The sequence below is a fragment of the Gulosibacter sp. 10 genome (genome assembly GCF_900163695.1).
Classification (GTDB): Bacteria; Actinomycetota; Actinomycetes; order Actinomycetales; family Microbacteriaceae; genus Gulosibacter.
Genome location: NZ_FUIC01000014.1, coordinates 51,228 through 64,882 on the forward strand (window position 1 = coordinate 51,228; position 13,655 = coordinate 64,882).

At 70.4% G+C, this 13,655-nt stretch carries 13 protein-coding genes; 2 read left to right on the top strand and 11 right to left on the bottom strand.

Annotation, left to right across the window (positions count from 1 at the left end; translation table 11 throughout):
- Position 1: 1 nt before the first annotated feature.
- The 5 genes from FM112_RS05740 to FM112_RS05760 all read right to left on the bottom strand — a co-directional run bounded on the left by FM112_RS05740 (position 2) and on the right by FM112_RS05760 (position 4,724).
- Positions 2-763: an ABC transporter ATP-binding protein gene (locus FM112_RS05740; RefSeq protein WP_087004841.1), complete on the bottom strand. Its 762-nt coding sequence runs from the start codon at positions 761-763 to the stop codon at positions 2-4.
- Complete coding sequence (locus FM112_RS05745; protein WP_087004844.1) at positions 760-1,851, bottom strand: iron chelate uptake ABC transporter family permease subunit; 1,092 nt, start codon at positions 1,849-1,851, stop codon at positions 760-762. Before FM112_RS05745 ends, FM112_RS05740 begins: the two co-directional genes overlap by 4 nt.
- Entirely contained in the window at positions 1,844-2,785 is a 942-nt protein-coding gene (locus tag FM112_RS05750; protein WP_254910393.1) for an ABC transporter permease, read from the bottom strand. The genes FM112_RS05745 and FM112_RS05750 overlap by 8 nt, the downstream gene beginning before the upstream one ends.
- A gap of 231 nt (positions 2,786-3,016) precedes the next feature.
- A complete protein-coding gene (locus tag FM112_RS05755; protein WP_087004851.1) occupies positions 3,017-4,015 on the bottom strand; it encodes an ABC transporter substrate-binding protein in 999 nt (332 codons plus the stop codon).
- A 223-nt stretch (positions 4,016-4,238) separates the two neighbouring features.
- Complete coding sequence (locus tag FM112_RS05760) at positions 4,239-4,724, bottom strand: hypothetical protein (RefSeq protein ID WP_087004854.1); 486 nt, start codon at positions 4,722-4,724, stop codon at positions 4,239-4,241.
- A 178-nt stretch (positions 4,725-4,902) separates the two neighbouring features.
- Here FM112_RS05760 and FM112_RS05765 point away from each other — a divergent pair, with 178 nt between their 5' ends.
- The gene (locus FM112_RS05765; RefSeq protein ID WP_087004857.1) at positions 4,903-6,159 is read left to right on the top strand and encodes a sensor histidine kinase; all 1,257 of its coding nucleotides are present in this window, start codon (positions 4,903-4,905) and stop codon (positions 6,157-6,159) included.
- The gene (locus FM112_RS05770) at positions 6,156-6,758 is read left to right on the top strand and encodes a DNA-binding response regulator (protein ID WP_087004860.1); all 603 of its coding nucleotides are present in this window, start codon (positions 6,156-6,158) and stop codon (positions 6,756-6,758) included. Before FM112_RS05765 ends, FM112_RS05770 begins: the two co-directional genes overlap by 4 nt.
- 101 nt (positions 6,759-6,859) lie before the next feature.
- Here the strand turns inward: FM112_RS05770 and FM112_RS05775 are convergent, their stop codons facing one another.
- The 6 genes from FM112_RS05775 to truA form a co-directional block, all read right to left on the bottom strand.
- Entirely contained in the window at positions 6,860-7,999 is a 1,140-nt protein-coding gene (locus FM112_RS05775) for a mannitol-1-phosphate 5-dehydrogenase (RefSeq protein ID WP_087004865.1), read from the bottom strand.
- Positions 7,999-10,050 (bottom strand): PTS mannitol transporter subunit IICBA, encoded by a 2,052-nt coding sequence (locus tag FM112_RS05780; protein WP_087004868.1) that lies wholly within the window; start codon positions 10,048-10,050, stop codon positions 7,999-8,001. Before FM112_RS05780 ends, FM112_RS05775 begins: the two co-directional genes overlap by 1 nt.
- Before the next feature lie 141 nt (positions 10,051-10,191).
- A complete protein-coding gene (glmM, locus tag FM112_RS05785) occupies positions 10,192-11,559 on the bottom strand; it encodes a phosphoglucosamine mutase (RefSeq protein WP_087004871.1) in 1,368 nt (455 codons plus the stop codon).
- 14 nt (positions 11,560-11,573) lie between these two features.
- Positions 11,574-12,062 (bottom strand): 30S ribosomal protein S9, encoded by a 489-nt coding sequence (gene rpsI / locus FM112_RS05790; RefSeq protein WP_087004874.1) that lies wholly within the window; start codon positions 12,060-12,062, stop codon positions 11,574-11,576.
- 29 nt (positions 12,063-12,091) lie between these two features.
- Positions 12,092-12,535: a 50S ribosomal protein L13 gene (gene rplM, locus FM112_RS05795; protein WP_087004877.1), complete on the bottom strand. Its 444-nt coding sequence runs from the start codon at positions 12,533-12,535 to the stop codon at positions 12,092-12,094.
- A 211-nt stretch (positions 12,536-12,746) separates the two neighbouring features.
- The gene (truA, locus tag FM112_RS05800; RefSeq protein WP_254910391.1) at positions 12,747-13,625 is read right to left on the bottom strand and encodes a tRNA pseudouridine(38-40) synthase TruA; all 879 of its coding nucleotides are present in this window, start codon (positions 13,623-13,625) and stop codon (positions 12,747-12,749) included.
- Positions 13,626-13,655 lie beyond the last annotated feature (30 nt).

The window sequence follows — 13,655 nt, forward strand, 5'->3', positions numbered from 1 at the left end:
GCTACACCCTGTGGTAGGCGACGTAGGGGCCCTCCGGCCCCTCGAGCACGCGCACCGGGGTGCAGAAGACCTCGCTGAGCACCTCGTCCTTGATGATGGTGTCCGGGGCGCCGTGCCGCACGATCTTGCCGTCCGCCATCGCGACGATGTAGTCGGCGTAGGAGGCGGCGAAGTTGATGTCGTGCAGCACGATGACGATCGTGCGGCCGAGCTCGTCGGCGGCCTCGCGCAGCATCCGCATCATCTGCACCGAGTGCTGCGCGTCGAGGTTGTTGAGCGGCTCGTCGAGCAGCAGGTACTCGGTGTCCTGCGCGAGCACCATCGCCACGTAGGCGCGCTGGCGCTGCCCGCCCGAGAGCTCGTCGAGGAAGCGGTTCTCGAGGGCCGTGAGGTTGAGGAAGTCCACCGCGCGCGAGATCTGGTCCTCGTCCTCCTGCGTCAGCCGGCCGCCGCTGTAGGGGAAGCGCCCGAAGCTCACGAGCTGGCGCACCGTCAGGCGGGTGACGAAGTGGTTCTCCTGCCGGAGGATCGAGATGACCTTCGCGATCTCCTTCGAGGGCGTCGCGTGCACGTCCCGGCCGCCGACCTCGATGGTGCCGTCGTCGGGCCGCTGCAGCCGCCCGATCATCGTGAGCAGGGTGGACTTGCCCGCGCCGTTCGGCCCGACGAGGGCGACCACGCCGCCCCGGGGCAGGTCGATCGAGACCGGTCCGATCTCGGTCTCCGCGCTGTACCGCTTCACGACATTGCTGACCCGGATCACAGGCGTCCCTTTCTGAGTACGACGATGAGGAAGACCCCGCCGCCGATGAGTTCGATGATGATGCCGACCGCGTCGACGAGCGTGAGCACGTGGCGGAGGAGGAAGTATGCGCCGGCGAGCATGCAGTAGCCCACGAGCCAGGCCACGGGCAGGATGCGCCGGTGGTCGTAGGAGTCCACCAGCGAGTACGCGAGGGTGGCGCTGAGGAACCCGAGGAAGGTGAGCGGGCCGACGAGCGAGGTGGACATGGCCATGAGGATCGCGACGAGGGTGAGCATGAGCATCACCTGGCGCTTGTGGTTCAGGCCGAGGTTGGCCGAGATGTCCGCGCCAAGCCCGATGACGTTGAGCCGCGGGGCGAGCAGCCAGATGCTCAGGCCCACGAGCGCGCACACGGGGATGACGACGATGAAGTTGTCGGTGTCTGCGTTCGACACGTTGCCGAACATCTTCGCCGAGAGGATGTCGAATTCGTTCGGGTCGAGCATGCGCTGCATGAACGAGGAGATCGCGCCCATGCCGCCGCCGAGCACGATGCCGACGAGCAGCATCACGTGGAGGTTGCCGAACCGGCCGCTCAGCAGCCATGAGTACAGGAGCACCGCGAAGAGCACCATCACCGACACCTGCAGCACGAAGGTGCCGATATTCGACATGCCGCTCAGCCCGGTGACGCCGAAGAAGTACACCACCGAGGTCTGCACGAGGACGTACATCGACTCGAAGCCGATGATGGATGGCGTGATGATGCGGTTGTTCGTCGCGGTCTGGAACGCGACCGTGCCGAAGGCCTGGCAGAAGGTCACCACGAGGATCACGACCACCGCCGTCACGCGCATCTTCGCGACGCGCCACCACTTCTCGGTGAGGAACTCCTGCTTGTTGTCCCAGCCGAGGAGGCCGATGGTGATGAGCACCGCCAGCACGGCGAGGCCGATGAGGATCGCGTAGTAGCGGCGCCGGCGCTTCGCGCTGACGAAGGGGCCGACCGAGCGGGTCTCGTCGGCGGCGGCGAACGCGTCGGTCGCGCGGCGCTCGACGGAGGCGCGAGTCGCGCCGGCCGGAGCGCCCGGTGTGGTCTCAGGCATGGTTGGGCTTTCGCTGGTTCACGAGCATGAGGATGAACACGGCGGCGCCGACGACGCCGAGGACGAGCGATACCGGCACCTCGAAGGGCATGATCACGACGCGGCCGATGAGGTCGCAGACCGTGACGATCCAGATGCCGGCGAGGAACACCCACGGGATGTTCGTGCGCAGGTTGTCGCCCCGGACCATCGAGACGATGTTCGGCACGATCAGGCCGATGAAGGGCAGGTTGCCGATGACGACGGTGACGACGCCCGTGACGATCGAGACGAGCCCCACCCCGAGCAGCACGACCCGCTCGTAGTTGAGGCCCACATTGGTGGCGACCTCCTTGCCGAGGCCGGCGACCGTGAACCGGTCGGCGATGATCACGATGAGGATCGCCACCGCGAGCACGATCCACAGCGGCTCGTAGCGGCCGACCTCGATGCCGCCGAAGCGTCCCTGGAACCAGGCGCCGATGACCTGGAGCAGGTTGAGCTGCATCGCGATGAAGGTGGACACCGCGCCGATCACCGCGCCGAACATGATGCCGACGATGGGCACGATGAGCGAGGACTTGAGCGTGACCCGGCGCAGGAAGGCGAAGAAGATCATGGTACCGATGAAGGCGAACACGATGGCGACGACCATCTTGGTCATCACCCCGGCGCCCGGCCAGACGGCGTAGGTGAGGAGCAGGCCGAGCCCGGCCCACTCGGTCGTCCCGACGGTGGAGGGCTCGACGAACCGGTTCTGCGTCATGAGCTGCATCACGAGTCCGGCCATCGCCATGCTCGCGCCCGCGAGCACGAGCGCGACGGTGCGGGGGATGCGGGTGATCCAGAGGAACTCGTGCCCGCGGCCCTCGGTGTCGCCGAGGTCGGCGACACCCGTGAGCACCGAGACCACCAGCAGGCCCAGGGTTGCGATGATCGCGATCGTGAGGGGCATCGCCCGGCGGATGGGCGAGCGCGGCGGCGCATCCGCCCGGACGAGGGCTCGGCTGTGCGCGTTCGTGACGCGCGGCGCCGGCGTGCTGTTCGGTGAAGTCATAGTGGTGTGTGCGGGTTCTGTGAGAGCCGAGAACCGGCGGCGATGGGCATGGCGCCGAACGGCCCGGCGGCACCGTCTCGGCTCGGACGAGTCGGGACGGTGCCGCAGGGGTGGTTCAACGGAGCGGGATCAGTTCGCCGCGCTGAAGGCCTCCGCCAGGCCGTTGATGACGTCGATGTGCGCGTAGACGTCCTCGGTGAGGTAGTAGTCGCCGGGCATGACGTAGATCGCGTCGTTCTGGACCGCGGGCACGTTGGCGAGTGCCGCCGACTCGGTGATGAGCTGGGTCGCGGGGGTGTACTCCTCGTCGTCGAAGGCCGCGTCGCGGTCCAGGACGAGGAAGAAGTCGGCGTTCGCCTCGGCGATGGACTCGATCGAGATCTCGTCGCCCTGGTGGTCGCTGCTGCCCTCGGCCTCGAGCGCCGGGGTGAGCTCGAGCAGGTCGAAGTAGTCGCTCGCGCCGCGTCCCTCGGTGGGCGAGGAGTAGTTGATCTCGTTGCCCGAGGTGACCAGGCCCATGACCGTCATCTCCGGGTCGTAGGCCTCCTTGGCGTCCGCGATGGCGGTGTCGAGTTCCTCGACGAGCGCGGCGGCCTCGTCCTGCTTGCCGAAGATCTCGCCGAGCAGGGTGAGCGACTGCTCGGTGTACTCGTAGAGCGACTGGTCCTCGGGGCCGGTCATCGACACGAAGGCCGCGTCGGGGGCGGCGTTCTGGATGTCCTCGGCGTGGCTGTCGTAGCGGTAGCCGTTGATGATGAGGTCGGGGTCGGCCGTGACGACCTGCTCGAGGTCGGGCTCGCGGTGGTTGCCGGTGTCGAGGATCTCCTCGTTCTCGGTGTACGGGTTGTTCGGGCTCATGAGCGAGACCGGTGCGGCGGTGGGCACGACGCCCCACTCCTCGAGCACCGCGAAGAAGCGGTTGTCGGTGACGACGACGCTGTCGGCGCTCTCGATCGTGACTTCGTTGCCCGCCATGTCGGTGACGGTCAGCGGGTACTGCGCGCTGCTCTCGGCGGCGGCCTCCGTCTCCCCGGGGGCGGATTCGGTGCCGGCGCACCCGGTGAGCGCGAGCGCGGCCAGGGCAAGGCCCGCGATGGCGGTGATACCTCGACGCTTGAGGATGGTCATAGAGTCGTACTCCTCGAATTGGGCTGACGAATGAGGCTCTTCGCGGGATCTCGGCAGTCAGAAGCGAGCGGATTCCCATGAGCCTTTAGGTTAGGCAAAACTAACTTGTAGTACTCAAGCATCTTTTTGGACCGGGTGTCAACTCCCGTACGCCGAACGGCGGGCGGGATTCCCGCCGGACCATCCGGCATCCCACCCGCCGCTCCGCCGCGGCCGGCGCGCGTCAGCCCAGCACGCTCGCCCCCGCATAGGCGAGCGCGGCGAAGATCGCGCCCCACAGGATGATCGAGACCACCTGCCAGCCGATCACGTGGTTGCGGCGGGCGCCGAGCGAGACCATGGTGCCCGAGACGATCTGGCTCGGCAGCACCGTCTGCCCCGCGAGGCTGACGACCGGCACGCCGAAGCGGTCGAGCATCCGCCCGATGCGCTGCCGGCGCGGCGACTGCTCCACGGGCTCCCGGTTGGCGAGGGCCCGCTCGCGCACGGCGCTCGCGCCGAAGACCATCAGCAGCATCGTCGCGGTGTTGCCGAGCACGGCGGCGGTGAGCGCGAGCGGCACCGGGAGGCCGGCGAGCACCCCGATCGCGGAGCCGAAGTAGGACTCGACGAAGGGGATGGCGGCGACGAGCGCCACCCCGAGGAACTGCACCACGGCGGGCAGCCCCTCGACGAAGAGCTGCAGGTGCTGGACGAGATCGGCGATCATCGGGGATCCTTTCGGTCGTGCCGCGGCAGGCGCCGCGGCCATGACTCCAGGCTCTCGGATCCGGGCGCCGCCCGGCAGCGCCGCATCCGCCCCTCTTTCCGGGGCCGTTGTCACGCGGGCGCCGTGACAAGAGTCACGGTTCCGGGAGGCCCGCCGCGGCTCCCGTACACTCGGCGCTATGCCACGGCCACCGCGCTCCAAGACCGAACGAGGCGTGTTCGCGAGCTGGCTCTACAACGTCACCTCGTTCGTCTCCCTCCTCATCTTCATCGCGATCGTGACGATCGTGAACCTGCACCAGAACGGCATGCCGTCCTGGGCGCAGATCCCCGTCCTCGCGGCCCTGGTCGGGCAGTGCGCGCTGCTGCTGCCGCTGCGGGGCGGCCTGCACTCCGGGCTCCGCGCCGAGCCCGACGGCGGACCGGGCGCCGCCCCGGACGCCGGCGCGAGGCGGCGCACCCTGCTGCTGCGCGCATCCGCGGTCGCGACGCTCATCGCCTCCGCCATCCCCTTCGCGCTCTCCTTCGCCGGCTACCCGGGCGCGCGCCTGAGCCCGCTCCCCCTCGCCGCCTCGCTCGCGCTGCTCGCGTGCGTCCTGTCGCGGCCGTGGGCGCTCGCCTCCGTGGCGGCGCTGATGCTGCTCGCCGCCCTCAACCTGGCGCTCCCGCTCGAGCACGCGCTGCTGCCCGTCGTCATGATCCTCGGGCTGCTCGCGACCTTCTACGCCTCCACCTGGGCCTGGACGGTCGTCCGCCGCCTCGACGCCGCCCGACGCACCGAGGCGGATCTCGCGCGGGCCCGCGAGCGCCTGCGCTTCGCCTCCGAGCTGCACGACGTGCAGGGGCACACGCTCCAGGTGCTCGCGCTGAAGACCGAGCTCGCGCAGCGGCTGCTCGACCAGGACGTCGACGCCGCCCGCGCCCAGCTCGCCGATGCCCGCTCGCTGGCGGCGGACGCGCTCGCGCAGACCCGCGAGATCGCGCGCGGCTACCGGCACGCCTCGCTCGACGAGGAGCTCGAGAACGCCGTGGACGTGCTCGAGGCGGCGGGCACGAGCTGCGAGCTCGTGCTCGCGGGAGCCCCGCGGGAGGCGGCCGACCGCGAGCCGCTGGGGCGCTTCGTGCGCGAGGCCACCACGAACCTGCTCCGCCACGCGCCGCAGGCGAGCCTGGCCCGCCTCGAGCTGCGGCGCGAGGGGCCGCACTGGCGCATCCGGATGTGGAACGACGGCGTCGCCGGGGAGGAGCCCGGCAGCGGCTCTGGCCTGGCCGGGCTCGAGCGGGCCTTCCGCGAGCGCGGCGGCGAGGTGGTCGCGGGGCGCGAGGAGGGCGGCTTCGCCCTGACCGGCGTGCTGCCCGCGAGGGTGGGAGCGGGCTCCCCCGCCGAGCGCGCCGACCGGCGCTCGACGGCCGCCGCGGACGGGGCCGGGCGATGATCCGCGTGCTCCTCGCCGACGACGAGGAGCTCATCCGCACCGCGCTCGAGGCGCTGCTCGGCCTCGAGGAGGACCTCGAGATCGCGGCGAGCTGCGGCGACGGCGCCGAGGCCGTGCGCCTGGCCGAGGAGGTGCGCCCCGACGTCTGCGTGTTCGACCTCGAGATGCCCGGGCTCGACGGCGTCCAGGCCGCCGAGCGCGTGCTGCGCTCGCTGCGCACGAAGGCGATCATCGTCACCCGCCACGCCCGCCCCGGCGTGCTGCGCCGCGCGCTCGAGGCGGGCGTCGCGGGGTTCACGCCCAAATCGGTCTCGGCCGCGGAGCTCGCGCGCATCATCCGCCGGGTGGCCGGGGGCGGCCGCTGGGTGGACCCCGAGATCGCGGCGAGCGCGCTGGCCGGCGAGCGCTGCCCGCTCACCGCGCGCGAGCGGGACGTGCTGCGGGTGGGCCGCTCTGCGCCGACCGTGGATGCGATCGCGGCCGAGCTGCGCCTCGCGCCGGGCACGGTGCGCAACTATCTCTCCCAGGCCATGGGGAAGCTCGGCGTCCGCACCCGGCACGAGGCGAGCGACCTCGCCTGGGAGCAGGGCTGGATCTGACACCCCCTCCCCCGCCGCACGCAGAATCCTGGCGGCGAACGGTCGTTCCGCCGGGGCGGAACCGACCGTTCGCCGCCAGGATTCGGAGGGTGGGCGAGGGGTCAGGCCTTCTGCTGGACCTCCAGGACCACCTTGAGGAGCTCGTCGTAGAGGGGCCGGCCCTCGTCGAGGTCGAACACGCGGGTCAGGATGCTCTCGGCGCTGCACGTGTCGAGCAGCTGACCGAGCTCCTGCGACTGCGGGTCGCTCTCGGAGCGGAACCGGAGCCCCGCGCCGATCGCCCGCACAAGCGCCTCGTGGCTCATCTCGCGCTCGGCCAGCTCGTACGCGGGCTTCACGAAGCGGTCGTTCCTGCCGAGCTTGCGCAGCGGCTGCCGCCCGATGCGCACGGGGGTGTCCGGCAGCTCGGGGTTCTCGAAGCGCTGGATCGTGCGGTCCACGTACGCCTGGTGCTGCTCGCGGGAGAAGCCGTACTTCGCGATGAGCAGCGCGCTCGTCTCGGCGAGCACCGCATCCACCTCCGCGCGCACGCGGGGGTTCGCGAGCGCCTCGGCGATCGACTCGGCGCCCTCGAGCGCCCCCCAGTAGGCGGCCGTGGCGTGTCCCGTGTTCACCGTGAACAGCTTGCGCTCGATGAACGGGGCGAGGTCGTCCACGAAGTGCGCGCCCGCGAGCGGCGGCTCCTGGCCGTCGAACGGCTTGCGCTCGATGGCCCACTCCGAGAAGTCCTCCACGACCACGTCCACGCCCTCGGCGTCCACGGCCGGGATGATCCTGTCCACCGCGGTGTTCGCGAAGATCGCGCGCTCCGCGAGCTCCGGGGCGCCGGCCAGCACCGACTCCGCGAGGATGTCGGTGGCGCCGATCGCGTTCTCGCAGGCCATGACCACGAGCCGGGGAGCATCCGTCGCCCGGGCCGCGAGGCCCTTGGCGATGACGGGCGCGATGAACTTGAGGATGCCCACGCCGACCGCGCAGGTGACGACCTCGGCCTCGGCGACGGCCGCGACCGCCGCGGCCTCGTCCTGCGCCGAGTTCACCGCGCGGAAGCGGTCGACGGTGTGCGTGCGCGCCTCCGCGCCGACCTCGCGCACCTCGTAGCTCGGCGCGGCGTCGAGCGCGTCGACGAGCTCGGCGTTGACGTCCGAGAAGACGACGTCGTAGCCGGATTCGTGCAGGACGAGGCCGATGAAGCCGCGGCCGATGTTGCCGGCCCCGAAGTGGACTGCAGTGGCATTCATTATTCGTTCACCTTTCCGAGGAGTGCGTAGAGGGCCTCGGCGTCGGGCGCGGCGAGCAGCTGCTCGACCTTCGCCTCGTCCGAGAAGATCGTCGCGATCTTCGAGAGGATGTCGATGTGGCCGCCGTCCTTGCCGGCGATGCCGACGACGAAGCGGACCTCGTTGCCGTTCCAGTCGATGGGCTGCGCGGTGCGGATGAACACGAGCGCGGAGTCGCTCACCTCGTCCTTCGCCTCGTTGGTGCCGTGCGGGATCGCGAGCAGGTTGCCCATGTAGGTGGAGACGGTCTCCTCGCGGTCGAACATCGAGTCGGCGTAGGCCTGCGTGACCGCGCCCGAGGCGACGAGCTGCCGGCCCGCCTCGCGGATCGCCTCGTCCCGGTCGGTGATCGGGCTCTCGGCGAAGACCCGCTCCGGCACGAGCACGCTCGGCCCCGCCTCGGCGGCGGCGGGCTCCGCGGCGACAGGCTCCGCGGCGGGCGCCTGCGCAGCCGGTGCCGGCTCGGCCGCCGCCGGGGCCCCGCCCTCGCGCTGGGCGAGCAGCAGGTCCACGACCTCGTCGTAGCGGGGCGAGTTCATGAAGTTGTCCACCGAGACGTGGATGGAGTCCGGGTTCTTGCCCTCGGCGCGCGAGGTGAGCTCCTTCTGCGTGATGACGAGATCGGCCGAGGGGTCGAGGTTGGCGATCGCGAGGTTCGTCACGTCGACGCCCTCGATGCCCGCCTGCCTGATCTTCTTGCGCATCACGTTCGCGCCCATCGCGCTCGAGCCCATGCCCGCGTCGCACGCGAAGACGATCTTCTCGACCGTCCGGGTGGCCGTGGCCGTGGCGGTCGCGCCGCCTGCGGCGCCCGAGAGGCCGGACAGCGCGTCCGACTTCTTGCCCTTGTTCGCCTCGGTCTTCGCGACCGCCTCGGCCAGCGCGTCCTCGTTCTCGAGGTCGTTCTTGCGGGAGGCCCGCAGGATGACCGCGGCGATGAGGAAGGAGACCGCCGTGGACAGCACCACCGACAGGATGACGCCGAGGTAGCTGTCGTTCGCCGTCTGCGCCATGATCGCGATGATGCTGCCGGGCGAGGCGGGGGCCCGGAGTCCGGCGTCGAAGAGCATGTTGGTCGCGACGCCGGTGGCGCCGCCCGCGATGACGGCCACGAGCAGCGCCGGCTTCATGAGCACGTACGGGAAGTAGATCTCGTGGATGCCGCCGAAGAAGTGGATGATCGCGGCGCCCGGGGCGGTCGCGCGGGCCGCGCCGACGCCGAAGATGGTGAAGGCGAGCAGGATGCCGAGGCCCGGGCCGGGGTTCGCCTCGAGCAGGTAGAGGATCGACTTGCCGTCCGCCGCCGACATCTGCGTGCCGAGCGGGGTGAGCACGCCGTGGTTGATCGCGTTGTTGAGGAAGAACACCTTCGCGGGTTCGATGATGACGCTCACGAGCGGCAGCCAGCCGGTCTCGATGAGCCAGCCCACCGCGGCGCCCAGGACGTCCATGAGCCAGTTCACGACGCGGGCGATCGCGAAGAAGCCGACGAGCGCCATGCCGAACGCGACGATGCCGGCCGAGAACATGTTGACGAGCATCTCGAAGCCCGCCCTGATCTTGCCCTCCCAGAGCTTGTCGAGCTGCTTCATGACCCAGGCGCCGAGCGGGCCCAGGATCATCGCGCCGATGAACATGTGCGTGTACGGCAGCGCGTCCGCGCCGGCGGGGAGCGTCTCGTTGAACAGGTCCACGAGGTGATCGGACCCGACGATGGCGCCGACCGTGGCGACGGTCCCGACGACCCCGCCTCGGGCCTCGTAGACCATGCGGCCGCCGGTGTTCGCGATCAGCAGCGGCAGCAGGTAGTGGATGGTCGGGTCGACCAGCTTGGCGAGCCCCTCGTTGGGCGTCCAGCCGTCCGGGATGAAGAATGCGGTGATGATGCCCCACGCGATCAGCGCGGGGATGTTCGGCATGATCATTCCGGATAGGAAGGTGCCGAACTTCTGAATCGCGACTCGGAATCCGCCTCTGCCGGCGTCCTCCGTCGTCGTCGCCGTGTCAGCCATCGTTGTCCTCCTCGACTGTGCGCAGGATGCGCGCGTTGCGTGTCCGCATAGCCTACTCCGCGACGGCCTTCGGGAGGGACGCGGAACGGGCCACCGCCGAGGCGATGGCCCGTTGCGCCGAGAGGACTCGGCCGGGAGGTCTCAGAGGGAGAGGCGGCCGCGCACGACCTCCGCGAGGCGGTTCGCGCAGTCCTGCGCGCGCTCGAAGGTCTCGGCCTCGACCATGACGCGCACCACCGGCTCGGTGCCGGAGGGGCGCAGCAGCACCCGGCCGGTCTCGCCGAGCTCCGCGGCCATGGCCACGACGGCCTCCTGCAGCCCCTCGTCCGTGTCGCAGTCGTCCTTGCGGACGTCGCGCACGTTGATGAGCACCTGCGGGTAGACCTTCATGGCCTGCTTGAGCTCCGAGAGCGGCTTGCCGGTCTGCGCCATGACGGTGGCGAGCATGAGGCCCGTGAGCAGGCCGTCGCCCGTGGTGGCGTAGGTCGTGAGGATCACGTGTCCCGACTGCTCGCCGCCGAGCGTGAGCCGGCTCTTGTTGAGCTCGGCGAGCACGTAGCGGTCGCCGACCTTGGTCTCGACGAGGCGGATGCCGTGCTCCTGCATCGCGAGCCGCAGGCCGAGGTTGGACATGACGGTGGCGACGAGCGTGCTCTCCGCGAGCTGGCCCCGCTCCTTGAGCGAGATGGCCAGGATCGCGAGGATCTGGTCGCCGTCGACGACCTCGCCGTTCGCGTCGACCGCGAGGCAGCGGTCGGCGTCGCCGTCGTGCGCGATGCCGAGATCGGCGCCGAGGCCGACCACGACCTCCTGCAGGCGCTCCAGGTGGGTCGAGCCCACCTGGTCGTTGATGTTCAGGCCGTCCGGCTCGTTGCCGATGACGGTCACCTCGGCGCCGGCGTCCTTGAACACCTGCGGCGAGACGCCTGCGGCGGCGCCGTTGGCCGCGTCGATGACCACGTGCAGGCCGTCCAGCGCGGGCCGGCCGTCCTCGTGGACCACCGGGATGGAGCTGAGCAGGTGCAGCGCGTAGCGGTCCTCGGCATCGGCGAACCGCTCGATGTGGCCGACGTCGCCCGCGACCGGCCGTGCCGGCTCGCGGTCGAGCTGCGCCTCGATCTGGTCCTCGAGCTCGTCGGCGAGCTTGAGCCCGCCGCGGGCGAAGAATTTGATCCCGTTATCGGGAGCGGGGTTGTGGGAGGCGGAGATCATGACGCCGAAGTCGGCGCCGGTGTCCGCGGTGAGGAACGCCGCGGCGGGCGTCGGGATCACGCCCGCGTCGAACACATCCACCCCGGAGGATGCGAGTCCGGCCGCGACCGCGTGGGAGAGGAACTCGCCGGAGATCCGCGGATCGCGGGCGAGCACCGCGACGGGTCGCCGGTTGTGCTCGCGCGATTCACGCGCGAGCACAACCGCGGCGGCCTGTGCGAGAGCCGTTGCGAGTTCTACTGTGAGCAGTTGATTAGCAAGACCACGCACCCCGTCGGTGCCGAAAAGGCGAGCCATAGCGGAATCGAGGCCTAGCGCTTCGAGTACTGGGGCGCCTTGCGGGCCTTCTTGAGACCGGCCTTCTTCCGCTCCTTGACGCGCGGGTCGCGGGTCAGGAAGCCTGCCTTCTTGAGGTCGGGGCGGTTGTGCTCGCGGTCGACCTCGTTGAGCGCACGGGCGATGCCGAGGCGGAGCGCGCCGGCCTGGCCCGAGGGGCCGCCGCCGCGGATCGTCGCGATCACGTCGTACGCGCCGCCCAGCTCGAGGAGCGTGAACGGGTCGTTGATGAGCTGCTGGTGCAGCTTGTTGGGGAAGTACTCCTCGAGCTCGCGGCCGTTGACCACGAACCTGCCGGTGCCGGGAACGATGCGCACGCGGGCGATGGCCTGCTTGCGGCGTCCGACTGCGGCGCCCGACACGGTGAGTGCGGGGCGGGGAGTCGAAGCCTCGACCTGGTCGGCCGGGGTCTCGGTGCTGAAATTGGTGGGCTGCTCCTCGATGGAGTCTGCGATCGTCGCCACTTCTCTAAATCCTTCGTCGATTCCTGCCGCTACTGGGCAACCTGGTCAAAGGTGTAGGGCTTGGGCTGCTGAGCCGCGTGCGGGTGCTCGGGCCCCGCGTACACCTTGAGCTTCTTGAGCATTTCGCGGCCGAGGGTGTTCTTCGGCAGCATGCCGCGGATCGCCTTCTCGACGGCGCGATCGGGGCGCTTCGAGATGAGCTCCTCGTAGCTCTCCGAGCGGAGGCCGCCCGGGTAGCCCGAGTGACGGTAGGCGCGCTTGTCCTGGAGCTTCGAGCCCGTGAGCGCGACCTTGTCGGCGTTCACGATGATGACGAAGTCGCCCGTGTCGACGTGCGGGGCGAAGATGGCCTTGTGCTTGCCGCGCAGCAGCGCGGCGGCGTGCGAGGCGAGACGGCCGAGGATCACGTCGTTGGCATCGATGACGTGCCATTCGCGGGTGATCTCACCCGCCTTCGGGGTGTAGGTACGCATTGATATGCATCTTTCGGTCGAAGGGATTGGTCGTGAGTCCCGCTCTGTCGCGATGGTTTCGGCATCCGGTACGTCGGGGACGCGGTGCCGGGAACGTCGCGGTCGAGGGTCCACTTCGATGCCCGAATACGATTTGGGCAACCTGTGTAGTGTATGCGCTGCCTCGCGCCGGGTCAATGCCGCCCGGCCGGGGCGGGCCCGCCCCGGCGTCTCACTCCCCCACCAGGCGCAGCGACGGCCTCCGGGCGCGGGTCTGCTGCTGCCGGGTCGCGAGCTCCGCGGCCTGCGGGTAGCCGACGGCGGTGAGCGTGAGCCCCTTCGCCGCGAGCACGGTGAAGTCGTTCGAGCGGGCGTCGAGCTCGAGCAGGGCCGGCACGCGGTCGAGCGGGAGCCGCCCCTGGCCGACCGCGGCGCACATGCCGACGAGCGAGCGCACCATCGAGTGGCAGAACGCGTCGGCGCGCACGTGGCCGATGAACACGCCCTGGTCGTCCCGCTGCCAGTGGAACTCCTGCAGCGTGCGCACCGTGGTGGAGTGCGCGCGCGGCTTGCAGAAGCCCGCGAAGTCGTGGAGGCCGATGAGCAGGTGCGCCGCCTCGTTCATGAGGTCGAGGTCCAGCGGCCGCCGCACGAGCGTGGTCCGGTGCCGCTCGAGCGGATTGGGCGGGCAGCTCGAGTCGGCGATGCGGTACTCGTAGCTGCGCCAGAGCGCGGAGAACCGCGCGTCGAAGCCCTCGGGGGCGAGGGTCGCGCGGCTCACCACCACGTCGGATTCGGCGCCGAGGACGCCCGCGATGCGGCGCAGGAACGCGGCCTCGACGTCGTCGTCGCGGTTGCCGCGCCGCGTGCCCTCCCAGAGCTCGAGGGGGAGGTCGAGATGCGCGACCTGCCCGAGCGCGTGCACGCCGGCATCGGTCCGCCCCGCGACGGTCAGCAGCGGGCCCTCCTCGGGCAGATCGCGGTAGAGGATGCGCAGCCCGTCCTCCAGGGTGCCCTGGACCGTGCGCAGGCCCGGCTGCGTCGCCCACCCGCTGAACGCGGTGCCGTCGTAGGAGATGTCGAGGCGCACCCGAACTGTCATGTCACTCATCCTGCCATCCTCGGCCCGTTCCCGGGCCCG

What these genes read in the sequence shown, in the direction of transcription:
- FM112_RS05750 (WP_254910393.1), bottom strand. Translation starts at nt 2,785, where the DNA reads ATGCCCCTCACGATCGCGATCATCGCAACCCTGGGCCTGCTGGTGGTC.
- FM112_RS05755 (WP_087004851.1), bottom strand. Translation starts at nt 4,015, where the DNA reads ATGACCATCCTCAAGCGTCGAGGTATCACCGCCATCGCGGGCCTTGCC.
- glmM (WP_087004871.1), bottom strand. Translation starts at nt 11,559, where the DNA reads ATGGCTCGCCTTTTCGGCACCGACGGGGTGCGTGGTCTTGCTAATCAA.
- truA (WP_254910391.1), bottom strand. Translation starts at nt 13,625, where the DNA reads ATGAGTGACATGACAGTTCGGGTGCGCCTCGACATCTCCTACGACGGC.
- rplM (WP_087004877.1), bottom strand. Translation starts at nt 12,535, where the DNA reads ATGCGTACCTACACCCCGAAGGCGGGTGAGATCACCCGCGAATGGCAC.
- FM112_RS05745 (WP_087004844.1), bottom strand. Translation starts at nt 1,851, where the DNA reads ATGCCTGAGACCACACCGGGCGCTCCGGCCGGCGCGACTCGCGCCTCC.
- FM112_RS05760 (WP_087004854.1), bottom strand. Translation starts at nt 4,724, where the DNA reads ATGATCGCCGATCTCGTCCAGCACCTGCAGCTCTTCGTCGAGGGGCTG.
- FM112_RS05765 (WP_087004857.1), top strand. Translation starts at nt 4,903, where the DNA reads ATGCCACGGCCACCGCGCTCCAAGACCGAACGAGGCGTGTTCGCGAGC.
- FM112_RS05780 (WP_087004868.1), bottom strand. Translation starts at nt 10,050, where the DNA reads ATGGCTGACACGGCGACGACGACGGAGGACGCCGGCAGAGGCGGATTC.
- FM112_RS05770 (WP_087004860.1), top strand. Translation starts at nt 6,156, where the DNA reads ATGATCCGCGTGCTCCTCGCCGACGACGAGGAGCTCATCCGCACCGCG.
- FM112_RS05775 (WP_087004865.1), bottom strand. Translation starts at nt 7,999, where the DNA reads ATGAATGCCACTGCAGTCCACTTCGGGGCCGGCAACATCGGCCGCGGC.